At 50.2% G+C, this 18,584-nt stretch carries 14 protein-coding genes and 1 tRNA gene; 14 read left to right on the top strand and 1 reads right to left on the bottom strand.

Annotated features, from left to right (window positions below):
- The first annotated feature begins 105 nt into the window (after window positions 1-105).
- From G445_RS09370 to fdxA, 5 genes are all read left to right on the top strand, one after another.
- Entirely contained in the window at window positions 106-1,443 is a 1,338-nt protein-coding gene (locus tag G445_RS09370; protein ID WP_022866047.1) for a M18 family aminopeptidase, read from the top strand.
- A 362-nt stretch (window positions 1,444-1,805) separates the two neighbouring features.
- Window positions 1,806-3,737, top strand: coding sequence for a translational GTPase TypA (gene typA / locus G445_RS0102785; RefSeq protein WP_022866048.1), 1,932 nt, complete (start codon window positions 1,806-1,808; stop codon window positions 3,735-3,737).
- 7 nt (window positions 3,738-3,744) lie between these two features.
- Window positions 3,745-4,155 carry a hypothetical protein gene (locus G445_RS0102790; protein ID WP_022866049.1) on the top strand — a complete coding sequence of 137 codons (411 nt, stop codon included), beginning with the start codon at window positions 3,745-3,747 and terminating at the stop codon, window positions 4,153-4,155.
- 50 nt (window positions 4,156-4,205) lie between these two features.
- Window positions 4,206-6,080 carry a VanW family protein gene (locus G445_RS09375; protein ID WP_022866050.1) on the top strand — a complete coding sequence of 625 codons (1,875 nt, stop codon included), beginning with the start codon at window positions 4,206-4,208 and terminating at the stop codon, window positions 6,078-6,080.
- Between the two features lie 226 nt (window positions 6,081-6,306).
- Window positions 6,307-6,633, top strand: coding sequence for a ferredoxin (gene fdxA, locus G445_RS0102800; RefSeq protein ID WP_022866051.1), 327 nt, complete (start codon window positions 6,307-6,309; stop codon window positions 6,631-6,633).
- A 108-nt stretch (window positions 6,634-6,741) separates the two neighbouring features.
- Here fdxA and G445_RS10745 read toward each other — a convergent pair whose 3' ends face one another.
- On the bottom strand, window positions 6,742-8,058 hold the full coding sequence (locus G445_RS10745) for a Maf family nucleotide pyrophosphatase (protein WP_022866052.1): 1,317 nt from the start codon (window positions 8,056-8,058) through the stop codon (window positions 6,742-6,744).
- A 382-nt stretch (window positions 8,059-8,440) separates the two neighbouring features.
- Between G445_RS10745 and G445_RS09385 the strand changes: the two genes are divergently transcribed.
- The 9 genes from G445_RS09385 to G445_RS11115 all read left to right on the top strand — a co-directional run bounded on the left by G445_RS09385 (window position 8,441) and on the right by G445_RS11115 (window position 18,332).
- Window positions 8,441-9,757, top strand: a complete 1,317-nt coding sequence (locus tag G445_RS09385) for an adenylate/guanylate cyclase domain-containing protein (RefSeq protein ID WP_156825530.1) — start codon at window positions 8,441-8,443, stop codon at window positions 9,755-9,757.
- A 26-nt stretch (window positions 9,758-9,783) separates the two neighbouring features.
- Complete coding sequence (locus G445_RS0102815) at window positions 9,784-10,476, top strand: response regulator transcription factor (protein WP_022866054.1); 693 nt, start codon at window positions 9,784-9,786, stop codon at window positions 10,474-10,476.
- 9 nt (window positions 10,477-10,485) lie between these two features.
- Window positions 10,486-11,556, top strand: a complete 1,071-nt coding sequence (locus G445_RS0102820; RefSeq protein WP_022866055.1) for a sensor histidine kinase — start codon at window positions 10,486-10,488, stop codon at window positions 11,554-11,556.
- A gap of 70 nt (window positions 11,557-11,626) precedes the next feature.
- On the top strand, window positions 11,627-13,930 hold the full coding sequence (metE, locus tag G445_RS0102825; protein WP_022866056.1) for a 5-methyltetrahydropteroyltriglutamate--homocysteine S-methyltransferase: 2,304 nt from the start codon (window positions 11,627-11,629) through the stop codon (window positions 13,928-13,930).
- 3 nt (window positions 13,931-13,933) lie between these two features.
- Window positions 13,934-14,797: a methylenetetrahydrofolate reductase [NAD(P)H] gene (metF, locus tag G445_RS0102830; RefSeq protein WP_022866057.1), complete on the top strand. Its 864-nt coding sequence runs from the start codon at window positions 13,934-13,936 to the stop codon at window positions 14,795-14,797.
- Window positions 14,798-15,025: 228 nt separating this feature from the next.
- Window positions 15,026-16,132 carry a transaldolase gene (gene tal / locus G445_RS0102835; protein WP_022866058.1) on the top strand — a complete coding sequence of 369 codons (1,107 nt, stop codon included), beginning with the start codon at window positions 15,026-15,028 and terminating at the stop codon, window positions 16,130-16,132.
- Window positions 16,133-16,302: 170 nt separating this feature from the next.
- Complete coding sequence (locus G445_RS0102840) at window positions 16,303-17,223, top strand: ATP-grasp domain-containing protein (RefSeq protein ID WP_022866059.1); 921 nt, start codon at window positions 16,303-16,305, stop codon at window positions 17,221-17,223.
- Window positions 17,224-17,452: 229 nt separating this feature from the next.
- Window positions 17,453-17,525 (top strand) — tRNA-His (locus tag G445_RS0102845).
- Window positions 17,526-17,624: 99 nt separating this feature from the next.
- The gene (locus G445_RS11115) at window positions 17,625-18,332 is read left to right on the top strand and encodes a GNAT family N-acetyltransferase (RefSeq protein WP_156825531.1); all 708 of its coding nucleotides are present in this window, start codon (window positions 17,625-17,627) and stop codon (window positions 18,330-18,332) included.
- Window positions 18,333-18,584: the final 252 nt, after the last annotated feature.

The following is an 18,584-nucleotide window of genomic DNA, read 5'->3' on the forward strand; positions in this document are numbered from 1 at the left end:
GTTTTTATGATATATACACGACGACGGAGGACGTGCGTTATGTTCGCGTGATGGCGAAAAGTTCGCACGAAAAATAATGAGGGACCCCCTTGATAAACTGAATTCATGGTTACTCAGAGGGAATATGTTGCAGATTTTGCGGGCTTTATTGAGGCTTCGCCGACGTCGTATCATGCAGTTTCGCGCATTGCGTCAAGGTTAGATGCGTGTGGTTTCACACGTCTACGGGAAGAGGATTCCTGGTTAGAGAGTGTGCGAGGTGGCGGGTTTTACGTTATTCGTGGAGGCGCTGTTATTGCCTTCATGTTGCCTGAAGAAAAAATGGATGCCTCCCGGGCGACTCTGCGGATTATCGGATCCCATACGGATTCACCGTGTCTCAAGGTGAAACCGGAAGGTGTTTCGTTCCACGGGGCTTTCACGCAGGTTGATGTTGAGGTGTATGGCGGTCCGCTTCTCAATTCTTGGTTGAATCGGGATATGGGGATTGCCGGGCGTGTTGTGGACATGGATGGGAATGTGCATTTGGTAAAAACGCCGGCATGCATGGTTCTTCCTCAGCTTGCGCCCCATCTTATTGGGGGAAATAGAGACAAACTAGAGATCAATCGTCAAAAAGATATTCATCCCGTGTACACGAGGAGCGAAGATTTTTGGGATCTTATCGCCGGCAGTGCTCGGCCGGTAGGCGTTCAGGGGAGTAATGCTTCAGAAATCAAGGTAGATGGTTTGCGTGCCTCAGATATTGCCGGGCATGATTTGCATTCATACTGTGTGGAGCCACCTCATGTTAATGGATCATATTTTTCCTCTGGACGCCAAGATAATCTAGTTTCCGTTTTTGCAAGCATGCGTGCCATGGAGGATTGTGCACGTTCGCTAGCCGAGGGGACAACGGCGATAATGGACACAGCTATTCCTCTTTTCGTAGCTTTTGACCATGAGGAGGTCGGTTCAGGAACATCCTCGGGTGCATGTGGCCCATTTTTGGAAAGCATATTACGGCGCATTATTGGCTTGTGGTCGCAAGGGGAGGAAGCCTATGAACGGATTTGTGCGCGTTCATTGTGTGTGAGCGCTGATACTGGGCATTCACTCAACCCTAATTATCCCGAACATTATGATCCGGATCACCCTCCGGTAGCTGGCGAAGGCGTACTCATTAAAATAAATGCACTTCAACGATATGCATCTGATGCTTACGGCATCGCTATGCTACGAAAATTTGCTCAATCTGCCGGAGCGAAACTGCAATCTTTCGTGTCTAATAATGCTATTCCCTGCGGAACAACCACGGGGCCACTCACGGCAACTCGTCTAGGAATACCAACAGTCGATGTGGGAATTCCGCTTCTTTCCATGCATTCAGCACGTGAAATATCGCATGTGGATGATCTCTACACTATGTATCGATTGTGTGCGGGAGTATGGGGGAGTATGTGATGTTCGGATAAGGTTTCCGGTGTGGGAGCGTGTGTGAGATTCGGTTGAGGAGCTGAGTGTCAAAACGTTCAAGATATGTGATTGTTGTAGCGAAGTAATTCAATCTTATTGTTTTTCAAAAGTGGTATATGTTGTGATTTCCAGCTTATACTTCGTTCCTTAACGGCGCAGATTAAATGATAAGAGTACGATAAATCCCGTGCGTTTACAGGATAGAGATACCTGCGAGTACAGAATCGAGTACAGAATCGAGTATAGGACAACGATAAGTACGCGAGAAATTTCTGCTGAACACGCCCAGCCAGCAGGGAAAAACGCACATAACCCGAACAACGCAATGCGTTATAGAAAGTAGGACACAGGTGAAAACACGTTACGATTTGCGAAATGTCGCTATCGTTGCCCACGTTGATCATGGAAAAACAACACTCGTCGATGCCCTCATGTGGCAAGGTGGTGCTTTCGGGGAGCGCGATACCGTCGAAAAAACAGGCGTGCGTGTCATGGATTCAGGCGAGCTTGAACGTGAAAAAGGCATCACAATCCTCGCAAAGAACACGGCAATCACCTACAAAGGCCCATCGGCTGAAGAATTTAACTCACCTAACGGCATCACCATTAACGTTATCGACACGCCAGGTCACGCAGATTTCGGCGGGGAAGTAGAACGCGGGTTAGCGATGGTGGATGGAGTGGTCCTCCTCGTCGATTCATCCGAAGGCCCTCTCCCACAAACACGATTTGTTCTTCGTAAAGCATTAGAAGCAAAACTCCCAGTTATCGTCGTTATTAATAAAGTCGATCGTCCGGATGCGAGAATCGCTGAAGTTGAAGAAGAAACGCAAGATTTGCTCCTTTCCCTGGCATCCGATCTTGAAGATCCAGATGCGGACATGATGGATGCGCTACTCGAAACACCGGTGATTTACGCATCCGCGAAAGCCGGACGTGCCTCGCTCAACATGCCAGACAACGGGCAACTTCCCGATAGCCCCGATCTTGAGCCGCTCTTCCGCGCCATCCTCACCTACATTCCCGCACCAACCTATGAAGAAGACGCTCCCTTCGTGGCGCAGGTCACGAATCTAGATGCCTCCCCATTCCTTGGAAGGTTGGCGCTCCTGCGCGTCTATTCCGGTGTTTTAAAGAAGGGCGCAACCGTTGGGTGGGTACGCCATAGCGGGCAAACAACCACAACCGCACACATCTCCGAACTCCTCGTCACAGAAGGTTTGGAACGTAAACCCGCGAAGGAAGCACATCCCGGAGATATTGTTGCCATTGCTGGTATTGATGGCATCACTATCGGAGATTCGCTCGTGGATCCCAATGATCCCCACCCGCTTCCTCCCATCCATGTCGATCCACCCGCCATTTCCATGACGATTGGAATCAACACCTCACCCCTTGCCGGAAAAGACGGCAAAGGCCACAAACTCACGGCACGTCAAGTCAAAGATCGACTCGATGCCGAACTTGTTGGGAATGTTTCTATTCGCGTTCTCCCCACAGACCGCCCGGATGCATGGGAAGTGCAAGATCGCGGAGAACTTGCCCTCGCTATCCTCGTCGAACAAATGAGGCGTGAAGGTTTTGAACTCACCGTCGGAAAACCACAGGTTGTGACACAAATGATTGACGGAGTTCGCCAAGAACCCATGCAACGCACCACTATTGACGTTCCCGAAGAATTCCTGGGAACAGTTACACAGCTTATGGCCACCCGCAAAGGCCGTATGGAAACCATGAACAATCATGGAAGCGGATGGGTTCGCATGGAATTCATCGTTCCAGCACGCGGAATGATTGGTTTCAGATCCCAATTCCTCACCCAAACACGCGGAAATGGTATTGCGTCCTCCATTGCGGAAGGATACGCACCTTGGATGGGAGAGATTGAATCCCGCGCCACAGGATCCCTTGTTTCGGACAGAGCCGGGCAGGTTACCGCCTATGCGCTACAACGTTTAGAAAATCGAGGAACGTTCTTCGTTGAACCCGGATGGGAAGTCTATGAAGGTGAAGTCGTGGGTGAAAATCCGCGAGACGAAGATATGGACGTCAACGTGGTACGCGCCAAAGAAATGACAAATATGCGAAGTGCCACGGCTGAAGTTTTCGAAACCCTTCAAGCTCCACACAAACTCACGTTGGAAGAAGCCATCGAATTCGCTGCCGAAGACGAATGTATTGAAGTCACACCCGAAGCGGTTCGTGTACGTAAAGTTATTCTTGATAGCACACAACGCGGACGTATTGCAGGGCGTAAAAAGCGAGAACGGCAAAGGAAGTAGGGAAACGGTGAACAAACTGCAATTGAGTAAACACGCATCTGTCAGATACAGAACTGCACAATGGCGCCTAGCTTTCCGCGTAGCCATGGGGATTATTATAGGGATGTTCACCGCATTGCTTGGCACCCTCACCCACGCAGGAATGGCAGGATTTCCCGTCCTCGGGACAGACGTATGGTATGCGGGTTTAATCCTTGCAGGAATACTTGTAGCCACAGGCGCCCTATATGTATGGGATGCCTGCGGAGTAGAAGGATGGATTGCTTTTTATCTAACATCTTTTGCGCTGACCATCATATTGGTATATTTTCCCTGGAATGAAAACATATTGGTCGTCAAACCCTGGCTGGCACATGTGTGGCTAATATTAAATTCAGTGTGTGGATTATGGCCCGGCATACGACGTAAAAACAAGTAAACTAAACGTAGTTTCAAATATTATTTCTCACGAATTTAGAAGGAAGTATTGTGAACGGAACTCCGGAAGAACCAACAGCACGGCCTTTTCCTTATCCCGAGCACAACAGTGAGGGCGACGGCATAGATAACACCATGCAACAGCCGGTGCAACAAGCGCCTTTCCCGAGCTATAACGCTACAGGTGAAGAAACACAGGTTGATACACCGTCGGATAAAAACGGGGAAAATAAGGGTTCCGTTACTAAAAACAGACGAGGAAAACTCTGGACTGCCATTATTGTTGGAATCCTTGTTCTCCTTACCCTTATGTATGTTGGCTACGCCTACATGATAAAGAACACCGTCGCCTCAGGTACGCGAGTGGCGGGAATTGATATCGGCGGACTGACAAAGGATTCCGCAACCAAAAAACTAGATAAAGAAATCGAGGCGCGCCTTGCACAGAAAATTACCGTGACGGTTGGCGACTACAAGAATGAAATCACGCCAAAAGAATACGGTGTTGCCCTAGATACGCAGAAAACCTTGAATGGAACAACAGGGTTTAGTTTGAACCCAGCCAAAGTATTTGGTCATCTATTCGGTGGAAAGAAAACACTCGAACCTCAAGCAAAGATTGATAATGCCACATACACGTCGTACATTAATCTTCTCAACGAAGAATCGGGAACCCAGCCTGTTAATGCAAGTGTGAAATTTGAAGGCACCAATCCGAAAGTTGGTCCGGGAAAAGCCGGAATGCTGGTAAATGCCAAGAAAGCTCAAACTCTTCTTACATCTCAAGCCTTCGAGGGTAAAAAAGAAATTGCTCTAAAACTTGAGGAAACAGATCCTGCTGTTACGGATAAAATCGCCCAACAATTTGCGGATACGACGGCAAAAACAATCGTATCCGGGAATGTTGACGTCACCGTCGATGAGGCAAAAGCTCATTTCACACCAGAAAATTTGGCGTCCGTGACATCTTTCCCCGTTGTCGATAACAAACTGACAGTGGATATTAACGCTAAAAACAGCGTCGCCATACTGCAAAAACAGGTTCCAGAGAAAATCAAACCCGGTAAAGATGCACGTATTGAAATCGTAAATCACACAACTCCGCAAATTATCCCGTCAGAGGATGGAACAGGTATTCCCGATGAGGAGTTGAAGAAACTGCTGTTGGAAACCATGCAAAAAAGTGACGCAAAAGATCGCGTGATGACAGTGAAAACAGGTAAAGTCCCGGCAGCTTTCTCCACAAAAGACGCTGATGCGCTGGGAGTGAAAGAAGTAGTTGCCGAAATTTCCACGCCATTGACGAATGATTCTGTGCGTACAACAAACCTTCGCGTGGGAACGAAAGCAATTAACAATACACTCGTTAAACCCGGAGAAACCTTCTCGCTTGAGAAAGCTCTAGGGGAAGTCGATGGCAATTCAGGATACGTGTCCTCCGACGTCGTCGTTAACGGATATATTACAAAAGCGTTGGGTGGAGGACTTTCGCAACTTGCAACCAACACCTTCAACATCGGATACCTGGCGGGTATGGAAAATATTGAGCACAAGCCACACTCCAAGTACTTCGATCGTTACCCGATGGGACGCGAATCCACATTCTGGGGTGGCCAAATCGACGTTAAGTGGAAGAACCGCACCCCATACGGTGCCGTTGTGGAAGCATACGTCGAGAACGGACGAGTCGTAACAAAGCTGTGGTCAACCAAGTACTTTGAGGTTACAACAACAACTTCGCAACCTCGAAACTATAGGTCCCCTGTCGTTGTGCACAAATCCGGGCCCGGTTGCACGCCGGAACCCGCATTCGGGCGAGGATTCACGGTGACGGTTGGCCGGACAGTGAAAGAAAAGGGGAAGGTTATTGAGGATTCTTCCTACGACTGGACCTATCAGCCCTTCAATGGAGTCGTCTGCAACTAAAATTTATTAGCACATTGCCACAACCCGTGCCCCGGATATAAGAGTTCCCTCTTATATCCGGGGCACCACGTTATATCCATATCCTCCAATTTTGTCCTCTATCCTCTGTACTACATGAGTTGTTGTGCATGTAACATGTGCTGAAAAACAACAGGGAGTAAGCCTAACCTGCCTTTTCAACGTGAAACGTGGCGGGTAGTGTATAAGGGTAAGAAAGGAGTTTCACATGGCATACGTTATTGCGCTTCCCTGTGTCGATGTTAAAGACAGAGGATGTGTTGACGAATGCCCGGTTGACTGCATTTATGAAGGCGAACGCACCCTCTATATCAACCCAGACGAATGTGTTGACTGCGGAGCTTGCGAACTGGTGTGCCCCACAGAAGCCATATTTTACGAAGATGACGTTCCGGAAGAATGGTCAATTTTTACGTCAGTGAACGCAGAATTCTTTAACGAACTCGGCTCACCGGGAGGAGCGCAAGCCCTCGGCCCCCAATCCTTCGATCACCCCTATGTTGCGGAACTTCCTGAAGGTATTAACGACAACTAGCAAACCACATCAACGGTCAAAATGTGACGGCTCGTCACCTATCAACGGTCAAAAATATGACCACTCATCACTTTTCCCATCACATATGTCGGCATATATTTTGCTAAATTAAAGGATAAACTTCTCTTTTAACATCGACCATGAAGCAGCGAATGACGGCAGAAGAGGTAGGGTTTCAACGTCGTCAATATTGACCCAACGCAATTCGGAGGACTCCTTATCCTTAATTGCTTCAACACCATCGGGACATTGAGCTACGAACGTAGAATATTGCCAATCGTTATGGTCGAGAACATACTCACCCACAGGCTTGAAAATAGAGGGAGAAATGCTAGTTTCTTCCTCGAATTCGCGTGAAGCACCTTCCCACGGAGTCTCGGACCAATTGACGGCACCACCGGGGAATCCCCATGTTCCGCCCGAATGGCTCCACAGGCTACGAAGTTGAAGTAGGACTTGGAGTTCCGGCCCGTGGTGGTTCTCGTGGTTTAAGCGATGCTCTGTGTGGTTTGTTGTAGCCTTATCTAGCGTGGTGTGGCTCGCGAAGTGCTCTTGTTCGTTTAGCGACCCTCGTTCTCTTTGTTTGCCGACGTCGTGAGCTTTGTCTTCGCCCAGCTCAAAATGTTCACGAAAAGCCAGGATTCCACCCGCGCCGTTCATGCCCCAATGCGTATGCCCGCACGAGCACAACATAAAGCCATCCGCATTCCTATGTCCGCGCTTAGATTTTGTTGCCAATAATGTTGCTGCTTCATCACTGAGGGTCCCATATTCAGGTTCAAACGGCGGTTCCCACAATTGCGTGAGGCTCAGCCCGAAACCCTCCATAAGCTGGCGCAACAGTGGCAGGGAAATCCCTACAACACCGTGATAATCACCCTCGATATTATCGATGAAACTGCCACCCAACCCGTCGGCGGTAAATGATCCCGCAACCTCGATCGGCTCTCCGGTGGCAATATAAGCATCAATAAATTCCGCGCTAAACGGCGCAAAAGTTACGCGCGCGTGGCTCACGCCGGCCAAAGATTTTCCACTCCCCACATGAACGAGGCAATGTCCGGTGTGAAGAATGCCTGTTTTTCCAGACATCGCCAACAAGCGTTCTCGCGCGTTTTCGGGAGAGTGAGGTTTTCCGTACACAACGCCGTCGAATTCAAACATAGAATCGCAACCAATAACGAAATCCGTAGGTGTGTGAAGATTCCGCGCAACGGCACGGCTTTTCGCGCTCGCCAGCGCCATAACCTGGCGTGTGGGGGTTGCTTGGATGTTTCGTAATACCTCTTCTTCATCAACTCCCGACACTTGAACATTAGCGTGAATACCAGCGTTGCGGAGGGTTGCCAGACGCGCGGGTGATTTACTTGCCAGTGTGAGAGTGAGATGGGGAAGGCGCGTATGGGAAACGTTTCTAGTATTCATTCCTACAACTTTCGTCGACGAAACACTGATTTTATCTTACTCGCCGGTGTTGCTGTGCTTCGTTATGTGGTAAGTGCGTAGGCAAACGTTTTGATGGAAGAACGAAATCAGAGATGTGTGGTAGGTGTGTAGGTGTGGGTGTAGGTGTGGGTAGCGACGGTGTTCGCGTCTTTTCCTTCATTAACGAGGTGTAGGGGCGTACGAAATTAGTGGCGTGTTATGCGAGGCGGTATGTAGTTATGTGCCGAAGGTGCGTGGAGGATAAAATTAAGGGTTGGACATTAATGCACACATAGACTAAAGTGTGACATAAAACACTGTCCGTGGGTTGGGGCGGTGCGCTTAAAGATGAAGAATCGAGTATAAAGTGTTTCCCGAAAAAATGGATTTTAAGACAACGGAAAGTCAGGGTGTATCACCGACTTTTCACTCGTCTGCGTCTCAATCGGGTCCTTACTCATTATCAATAGACGAAGAACGCGGAATGTCGTCGAACCTCATTCAATCAATGTACGAAAAAGCCATGGAAAATCAGCCCCAAACCGGCGGATTTGAAACAATCCAGGGACGCGTCGTCATCCCACGCGAAGGAACATGGGAAGATGAACCGATAACGCACACGCCCGAAACGGAAAGCGAAGTTTCTGAAAAATCTGAAGAATACTACGAAACCTACACACAACATCTTTCCGAATCTTTCATCGACGAACTTGAGGGTGGCAAAGCCCAATACACGTTAGAGCAAGCAGAACAACTTAGCGGATTGCCCAAAGATAAAATCCGCAGATTCTGGCTTCTCATGGGATTCCCAACCATTGAAGACGATAATGAGGAGCGCATTTTTTCCGACGGCGACATCAAAGCCATGAAAGATTTGGGGCTCGCTATTAAATATGACCTGCTTGACGACGCCGGGATTTCCTCGCTTCTGCGCGCAGATTCCCATATGAGTGACAGGCTCCTACAGTGGCATATGGAAACCCTCGTTGAATATGCTCAACGCGCCTTCAACTACAATACGGCCTCTGCACATCGCTGGGCTCTCGATTACTTCCACGATAATAAACTCTTCATTTCTGAGCTTTTCGAATATGCGTGGAATCGGCAAATGGCGGCGCTTATCCGGCACGCCGAAGCTGAAATTGAGCAAATGGATAGTGACGAAAGCCAAGCAAACCGCGTATTTAGAGCCGTTGGTTTTATAGATATTGTTTCCTTCACCAACCGTACGGAGCATCTCAACGTTTCTCAGTTTGCTTCACTCATCGAGCGTTTCGATTACGTGTGTAGAGCCGTCATCACCTCCAATGGCGGGCGCGTTGTGAAATCCATGGGTGACGCTTTCCTCTTTGTCGCCGACGATGTTCTCACTGGAGCAAACGTCGTATGTAAAGCAGTTGAGCAATTCCGCAACGTTCCTGAATTGCCTGCCGTTCGCGCCTCCCTCACATGGGGGAAAATCCTCGGACGTTTCGGGGATGTTTTCGGCCCGCCTGTCAATCTCGTGGCTCGCCTCGCAGACATAGCTTCCCCGGGAACAATTCTTACCACAAAATCGCTTACCCAAAGATTGTCGATGGTGGCGAAAGATCAGTTCCATATGATTGATGTGGGAAATACGAACCTTCAAGGGCTCGGGGAAAAACGAGTTTTCGAACTCCGTCGTAAAAATTCTGATATCGGACTACCTCAAATGTAGTGCACAATGTGGAATAGACTGTAACCGTGACTACCTTGCTACTTGTTGAAGACGACACCTCAATCTCTGAGCCGCTCACCCGCGCTCTGAGCCGTGAAGGCTACACTATTTTGACGGCAACAACCGGGCAGGAAGCGCTTGACGCGCTCGATGAATGCGAATCTGGCATTGAGATTATGCTCCTCGATTTGGGTTTACCCGATATGGACGGGCTTGATGTGGCACGCAACGCGCGCAACCAAGGATACGATTTCCCAATCCTTATTCTCACAGCGCGCAGTGAAGAAGTAGATATGGTGGTTGGGCTGGATGTTGGGGCGGATGATTACGTCACTAAGCCTTTCCGGCTGGCAGAACTTCTTGCACGTGTGCGCGCACTTCTGCGTCGCTGGGATCGCGGATCTACAAATGCCCCGGAGATTCTTACGATCCAAGATATTAGCCTTGATATTCCCGCCAGAACGGTGTCAAAAAACGGACGCGAACTTCACTTGACCAACAAAGAATTCGATCTTCTCGTTGCCCTAATGAGTGACGCGGGCAATGCCATTAGCCGTGAAAAACTTCTCTCAACCGTCTGGGGTGAGGGAAACGCCGAATCCACAAAGAAACTGGATATGCACATTTCGTGGTTGCGCAGAAAACTTGGCGAGGATGTGGAAAAACCACGATATATCGCGACGGTACGCGGAGTGGGATTCCGGTTCGAGGCTGAATAAGACTGAATAATGCGCCGACGTTTCCTCCTCATGACCACGATGGTTGCAGGTGTCGCCATCATATTGTTGACCGGACCAATTGCCTTCACGGTGTGGCGCGTGTGGGGGCGCGACCTGAGCTATCTCACCGTGCGCCACGATATGATTGTGTTTTTCTGCCTTGAAATAATAGGCATTGTGGCTACGGTCATCCTTGCGGTGGCGCTCGCGTTGTGGCAGTCGCGTAAGATTTCGGCACCGCTGATTTATCTTGCGGCAGCTACCGAACAGCTGGGGTCGGGGACGACGCGCCCGGTGATTACACCCAGTGGAATTGAAGAAATCGACCTTGTTTTTAATGAAATCGAACGCGCAGGGGATCGCGTTGCCGGGCGTCTTAGCGCCGAGCGCCAATTTTCTGCGGATGCGTCACATCAGTTGCGTACGCCTCTTACTTCTTTGTCGATGCGTTTGGAAGAAATTGAATACCTTACCGACGATAAGGATGTGAAGTCTGAGGTTAATGCGTGCCTGGAACAGGTGGAGCGACTCACCAATGTTGTCACCAACCTTTTGGAATCTTCTCACCATATTCAGGCGCAGAGCGAAGCTGTTGCCCTTCAACCGATTTTCACTCAGCAACTGTCCGAGTGGGCACGTCCTTTCGCGCTCGCGTACCGAAAAATCACGTTCAAAGCTGGAAAACATGGCCCGGTTTTGGCTGACCCTCGCGCACTTTCCCAAATTATTGCGACCCTCGTCGAAAATTCGCTCCGTTACGGAAAAGGTACGACGACGGTGACCTCAAACGCGCAGGGACGCACCGTGGTGATTCAGGTTGCCGATGAAGGTAAGGGAGTGGATGAGGAATTTGCGCAAACAATTTTTACGAAGGGCTTTTCCACGGGAGGGTCGACGGGAATCGGGCTGTATGTTGCCCGGCAGTTGGCGCAGCGAAACAACGGAAAACTTGAGTTGACGCAGGCTAAACCTGCTGTTTTTTCTCTCGTTTTATCGGCGCTTCCCGAGGAGCTTGATCCCGCGAAAGTTTTGCCGGCCGGTGGCGTGATTGCCGTTGGCGCACGCAAGCGCCGGATTTAGCCGCTCCTTGACACGGCCGGGCACTCCTGGAAATCTTGGAGGAAAGTATTCGGCAATTTTGGGAGTCACTATGCCAACTATTACCAGCGTTTCGGGTTTTCCACGCATTGGACAGCACAGAGAACTGAAAAAAGCGATCGAAAACTACTGGAAGGGAATGACTCCCATCGAAGAGATGCGCAAGGTCGCAGCCGAATTGCGTGCAAGCCACTGGCAGGCTCAAAAAGACGCCGGAATTACGCTCATCCCCAGTAACGATTTCAGTTATTACGATCAGGTCCTCGATACCGCAATTTTGCTGGGAGCTATTCCGCAACGTTACAGCGCCCTCGGTTTCGAGAGTCCCGAAGAAACCCTCTTCGCTATGGCTCGTGGCTATCAGGACGAACGCGGGGACGTCACGGCACTACCGATGAAAAAATGGTTCACGACGAATTACCACTATCTCGTTCCGGAAGTCGATCCTGGCACCCCGTTCCGTCTTTCAAGCACAAAACCATTCGATGAATTCACGGAGGCGCTCACCCAGGGAATCGCCACAAAACCCGTGCTCATCGGCCCCTACACATTCTTTAAACTCGCAACCGACGCCTCAAACGAACCCCTTGTTCCCACCCCAGAACTCGTCGGTAGCCTTATTGCGACATATGTGGAGATTGTTCGTAAGTTTGTTACGCTCGGTGCCACGTGGCTCCAGTTTGATGAACCGTACCTTGTTCTCGACAAGAACGACGACGATATTGCGTTCTTCACCTCCCTCTATGAACCTATTCTTAACGCTCGTGAAGATGGCGCCAAGATTTTACTCAACACATATTTCGGTCATATTGCGGATGTTTATGAAGCCGTCCAGGCCCTAGGTTTTGATGCTGTTGGCCTTGATCTTGTGGAGGGTAAAGAAGAGAACCTCGCCGTCGTCGAAAAAAATGGTGTAAATCCGCATACAACACTATGTGCCGGGGTCGTGAACGGACGTAACATTTGGAGAAATAACTATGCGGATACTCTGGAAACTCTCACCAGACTCCGCAAGCATACAGAAAATATTGCGGTGAACACCGCATGTTCCCTTCTTCACGTTCCCTACACCACAGCAGATGAAACGGATCTAGCGGCTGAGGTTACGCAACATTTCGCTTTCGCGGTGGAAAAGCTTGGAGAACTGCGAGATATTGCGGTTCTTGCGGATCCACACACCCCGGAGGCAGAAAAAGAAGCGATTCTTGCACAGAACGTAAGCCTTTTTGCGGGCAACCGTGTGGAGCGTGATGCTCAACTGGCACAGCGTATTGCTGATTTAACCGACGCGAACTATGTGCGCACACCGGCGCGCGACGAGCGAGCGGTTGCTCAACGCGCCGCCCTGTGCCTGCCCATCTTACCCACCACAACAATCGGTTCCTTCCCGCAAACACAGGAAGTTCGCGTTGCGAGGGCGAGGTTCCGGCGGGGAGAAATGAGCGAAAGCGATTACCATACTTTCATAGCGGAACAGATTATTTCCTGCCTCCGCGCCCAAGAAAACACTGGCTTGGATGTTTTGGTTCATGGAGAATTTGAACGCAACGACATGGTCGAGTACTTCGGGCAACACCTCAATGGTTTCAAGTTCACCAAGAATGCCTGGGTGCAGTCCTACGGGACGCGATGCGTAAAGCCTCCAATCGTGTGGTCAGATGTTAGCCGGGCTGAACCAATGACTGTGGAATGGTCTGCTTTTGCTCAAAGTAACACGGACCATCCGGTGAAAGGGATGCTTACCGGGCCGGTCACGATTTTGAATTGGTCCTGGCCACGCGAAGATATGAGTAACGAGGAGCAGACCACGCAGTTGGCGCTCGCAATCCGCGATGAGGTTTTGGATTTGGAAGCCACCGGAATTAGGGTTATTCAGATCGACGAAGCAGCCCTGCGCGAAAAGCTACCGCTACGTAAGAGCGATTGGCACACGAAATATTTGGATTGGGCAATTCCGGCCTTCCGCCTTGTGCATTCCGGCGTAAAACCAACAACGCAAATCCATACCCACATGTGCTATTCCGAATTCAACGATATAATCCGCGATATTGACGCAATGGACGCGGACGTGATTTCCTTCGAAGCCTCGCGTGGTGAACTCGTGGTGTTGGATGCCATTGAGGACGCACATTTCCAGACTCAGGTTGGGCCGGGCGTATACGATATCCACTCCCCGAGAATCCCAACACAGGTGGAAATCGAGGGACGAATCAAAGAAATCCTGGCAAAAATAGATGTACATCAGGTGTGGATTAACCCCGATTGTGGCTTGAAAACACGCGGAAACGCTGAAACGTGGCCGTCGCTTGAACATGTTGTTGCCGCAACGCGATCTCTACGAAAATCTGTGAGTTAACTGATGCGACGCCCCATTTTTTCCCTCGAAGTTTTCCCGCCACGCCGGAACGCTACCGTCGGAACCATTTATGACACCCTCGACGGCTTAGCGGATCTGCAACCCGATTTTATTTCGGTCACGTACGGGCATGGTTCTCAATCCGATAGGACGATTACGGCAAGAATTGCCCACACAATCCGTCAGGAATATCGCATCCCGGTGGTGACGCACCTGACGGCTCTCTATTCGAGCGAAGAACGGGTTGATCAAACCCTGGACATGTTTGAAGCGGCCGGGGTGAGAGCCGTTCTCGCCCTGCGTGGTGATCAGCTTGAGGGCTATGAACCGCAGGGGCGTTTCAACTACGCGAACGAACTAGTTGCCTATATTCGCGAAAAACATCCCGATATGCTTGTTTTCGGGGCGTGCTACCCGGAAGGACATAGCGAATGCCCGGATATGAAACAGGATGTTGAGAATCTCAAACGCAAGGTAGACGCCGGAGCCACCACCCTCATTTCCCAGCTTTTTTACGATAACGAAAAATTCTATCGTTTCCGCGACATGTTGGACGCGGCAGGAATTACCGTTCCCGTTGAGGCGGGGATTATGCCCATTATGTCCATGAAATCCACGATAAACATGGCGAAACGTGGCGGGGTAACAATACCCAAAACCGTTTATTTGCTGTTGGATAAATGGGGCGACGATACAAATATCTTGCGTTCAGCCGGGGTGGTGTATGCCTCCCAGCAAATCAGCGATTTGGCTGCGAACGGTGTTGATGGAATCCATCTCTATACCATGAACCACCCTGGAGATATTCGCAGAATTTGGGGTAACGTCCAGAATTTGTTTGAAAAAGACGACGGGCGACGTCTGTAGCTGACGCGCGATGCTTTTTTGCACGGGCGGGCTTGCCTTGTTGACAGTGGAGGGCCACGCACCGGGCTTGGGGGCGTAACAAATCTTCGTTGTAGCAACAAACCGTTGCCGTTGTAACAAACCTCTACCGTCACAACAAACGACGATGTGTAGCGATACGGACTGCTAGAAACCGCGGAAAAGTGTACACTTAATGTGTTACTCGCAACATAGTATGAAGGAACATATATGTCTACACCAACACAGAATCTCGCCAAAGAAGGCGTATCCATTTGGCTTGACGATCTTTCCCGCGGGCTTATCGCATCAGGTGGGCTCAAAAAATATCTCGACGACCGTACAGTGACTGGCGTGACAACAAATCCCACGATTTTCGCTAACGCCATCACGGGTGGCGAAGAATACGCCACACAGATTAAGGAAGTGGCGGCAGAAGGTGCGGAAAAAGATGCCGCAATCTTCCCGCTTATTATTACCGACGTAAAAAACGCATGCGATGTTCTTCGCCCGATTTACGACGCAACCGACGGAGAAGATGGGCGTGTGTCCATTGAAGTTTCCCCCGAACTCGCATTCGAAACAGAAGCAACCGCAACGCAGGCAGCTGAGCTGTGGGAGAAAGTTGGCAAGCCCAACGCCATGATTAAGATTCCGGCAACCAAAGAGGGTCTGCCCGCAATCACGGCAACAATAGCACGCGGAATTAGCGTGAATGTGACGCTCATTTTCTCTCTCGAACGCTACGGCGAAGTCATCGATGCCTATCTTGAAGGTTTGAAGAAGGCGAAGGACGCCGGCGTTGATCTTTCAACGATTCGTAGCGTCGCATCCTTCTTCGTTTCCCGCGTGGATACGGAAGTTGATAAGCGCCTGGACGCTATTGGGACGCCGGAAGCCTTCGATCTTCGTTTCAAGGCGGGGCTTGCCAATGCGCGCCTGGCATACGAGCTGTTTGAACAGCGTTTCGCACAGCCCGAGGCTCAGGAATTGTTGAAGGCTGGCGCTCATGTTCAGCGTCCCCTCTGGGCATCAACCGGTGTGAAGAACCCGGCTCTTCCCGATACGCTCTACGTGACGGAACTCGTTGCCCCGAATACGGTGAACACTATGCCCGGTAAGACTTTGGAGGCAACATTCGATCACGGCGAAGTTATCGGAAACACCATCGAGCCGAATATTAAGGCTGCACGCGAACACTTTGCGGCTCTCGAGAAGGCTGGCGTGGACATGAAGGACGTAACCGAGCTTCTTGAGCGCGAAGGCGTAGATAAGTTCATTGTGTCCTGGAAGGAACTGCAGGATAAGGTCGATAGCGTTGTTAAGGCTGCGTCTTAAAAAATTAAGGCAAGGTCCTCAATAAAATTCGGATATGAACATGCCATTATGCGGGTAATATGCGCATAATTACGTGAAGTATAAGGGACGACGGCACACCGGTTGGTGTCGTCGTCCTTTTTATTTCTGGAAAGTTAGGTATTTTCCTTGGGGGGCGGTAGTATGGGTATGTGTCTGATCCTAAAGTAACTCTTGTCACAAGCTCCGACTTGCCAAATCTTGACCCCAGCGAAGCCGGTTTGCCCGATGCTCTTCGAGAACGAGGACTTGAACCTCAAATTAAAATCTGGAATGATCCAGATGCTGATTGGAGCGATGCTGGTGTCGTCGTAATTCGATCCGTCCGTGATTACGGGAAAGATCGCAAACATTTTATTGAGTGGGCGCACAGCGTCCCCAAGGTTCTCAACCATCCTGGAGTTATGGAATGGAACTCGGATAAACACTATTTGCTTGACTTAGAAAAGCGCGGTTTGCCCACAATTCCAACCACGTGGCTGGAAGCCGGGGAAGATTTATCCAAGCACCAGATTCACACCCGTTTCCCGGCACACGGCGATTTCGTCGTTAAACCTGCGGTGTCAAGTGGCGGGCGCGGAACCGGGCGATACACGGCAACCGACCCGATGTCTCGCAGTCAGGCGATTCTTCACGCCCAACATGAATTGGATCGTGGTAGAACCGTTATGGTGCAACGCTACCTTGAGGATATTGACCGTAGTGGCGAGATTTCCCTGGTATTCCTTAACGGGGTGGCGTCCTATCTTGTGGAAAAAGCGCCCATGTTGCATCCGCGTTTCCGTTCAGGGGACGATATTCACGAGGAAGTTGTGCGTTCGTCAAACCCGCGCGAAAAAGAATGGCGGTGGGGTGAGGAAGTTAGGCACGCTCTTCACGACGCGATTCGCACCAAGATTGGGCGCGATCATCTGTTGCTCTTTAATCGTGTCGATTTGGTTCCTGCACCTAATGATCCTAACGGCTTCTTTATTATGGAAATTTCATTGATCGACGGATCCCTGTACCTCGATCAAAATCCCGAATTTCTTGATAAATTTGCGGATGCCATTATGGTTCGAGCCAAGTGGTAAGGTTTGGGCGCTTTAAGGGTTCAAACTCAGCGAAAGGACTTGGGCGCTTTAATAGGGTTCAAACCCAATGATGGCTTCGAGCGCTGTGCTGGGCTTCGGGCGTAAAGGAAATGGTTGAGCACGTGAGGGGTGTCAGTCCTCACATTGCCTTTACTGGTGAAAATCCTCGTCTTTAGGTAAGATTTATATCTGTTGCCAATCCGGTTCTCGCGCTGGAACGGCACGTATGGTGGCCATAGCTCAGCCGGTAGAGCATCTGGTTGTGGTCCAGAAGGTCGCGGGTTCAAGTCCCGTTGGCCACCCCGTGCAAGGTCCAGGTTTTCCTGGGCCTTGCTTCGTTTTTACCCAAGGTTGTTAAACTAACTGGGAACACCAATTTTTACGACGCCGAAACTACGCTCATGCCTCATAACGAATCCACATCTCTTATTTTCCGTCAAGCAACAATCGACGATTACCCCAACATTCTTGCAATGTATGAAGCCGTTAAGGAACATTTAGGGAAAACCGTGGATTACTGCCACTGGCATTCAGAGAACCACCCGCGCCCAGACGATCTGCGTTTCCATGTAGAAGCGGGGAATATGTGGCTGGCATGTGTGAATGCGGATTGCGATAGTGCGAGGTCTAGGGACAAAAATGCCCCGAGTACTTCGGATGAGGACACCGCTGGATCTGCTGACAGTGGTGTCGCGGGTGTTGCTGACAGTGGTGTCGCGGGTGTTGCTGACAGTGGCATCGCAGGAGTTGTTGATAGTGGCATCCTGGGGGCTTTTGCCGTGAATCACGAACATGTTTCTGGGGCAGAAAAAGCGCCGTGGAAGGTTCTCCCGCTCGATGGTGGAAAAAATATCTGGGTCCTTCATATTTTTGGTGTTGCCCCCTGGGCTCAAGGGCAAGGAGTTGCAGATTTCCTCGTGGATAGCCTCATTGCGCAAGCTCCTCGCCACGGTATTGGAGCAATCCGCCTGGACGCAGTAACCGAAAATATTCCGGGGCGCAGGCTCTACGAAAAGCACGGGTTTACAGACATGGGACCCTTCACGCTAGATTATCCCGGAAAGAAAGTTTCGGATTTTCACCTTTACGAACTGCCCCTGAGCATTTGAGGAGCGTTGTTTAGTGAGCGTTCCTTGTGCATAAAAGGCGCGTAGGCGGGCGGTGCCAGAGTGGTATCCCCGCCTGCATGTTGTGTGCCGAGGCGCTACAGGTGTTACGCACCATGACGTGGTGACGCATATAAAGCTACATCGCGGGCGTTTTACAGGTTACTATAGAGATTATTCACGTAAAATAGCGACAGGGTGCCACGTCGTAACGATGCGGCTATCATTGTGTTTTATTTGTCATGAATGAAGAAT

The sequence above is a fragment of the Actinotignum urinale DSM 15805 genome (assembly GCF_000420445.1).
GTDB lineage: Bacteria > Actinomycetota > Actinomycetes > Actinomycetales > Actinomycetaceae > Actinotignum > Actinotignum urinale.

What these genes read in the sequence shown, in the direction of transcription:
- G445_RS11115 (WP_156825531.1), top strand. Translation starts at nt 17,625, where the DNA reads ATGCCTCATAACGAATCCACATCTCTTATTTTCCGTCAAGCAACAATC.
- tal (WP_022866058.1), top strand. Translation starts at nt 15,026, where the DNA reads ATGTCTACACCAACACAGAATCTCGCCAAAGAAGGCGTATCCATTTGG.
- G445_RS09370 (WP_022866047.1), top strand. Translation starts at nt 106, where the DNA reads ATGGTTACTCAGAGGGAATATGTTGCAGATTTTGCGGGCTTTATTGAG.
- G445_RS0102820 (WP_022866055.1), top strand. Translation starts at nt 10,486, where the DNA reads ATGCGCCGACGTTTCCTCCTCATGACCACGATGGTTGCAGGTGTCGCC.
- G445_RS10745 (WP_022866052.1), bottom strand. Translation starts at nt 8,058, where the DNA reads ATGAATACTAGAAACGTTTCCCATACGCGCCTTCCCCATCTCACTCTC.
- G445_RS09385 (WP_156825530.1), top strand. Translation starts at nt 8,441, where the DNA reads ATGGATTTTAAGACAACGGAAAGTCAGGGTGTATCACCGACTTTTCAC.
- metF (WP_022866057.1), top strand. Translation starts at nt 13,934, where the DNA reads ATGCGACGCCCCATTTTTTCCCTCGAAGTTTTCCCGCCACGCCGGAAC.
- metE (WP_022866056.1), top strand. Translation starts at nt 11,627, where the DNA reads ATGCCAACTATTACCAGCGTTTCGGGTTTTCCACGCATTGGACAGCAC.
- fdxA (WP_022866051.1), top strand. Translation starts at nt 6,307, where the DNA reads ATGGCATACGTTATTGCGCTTCCCTGTGTCGATGTTAAAGACAGAGGA.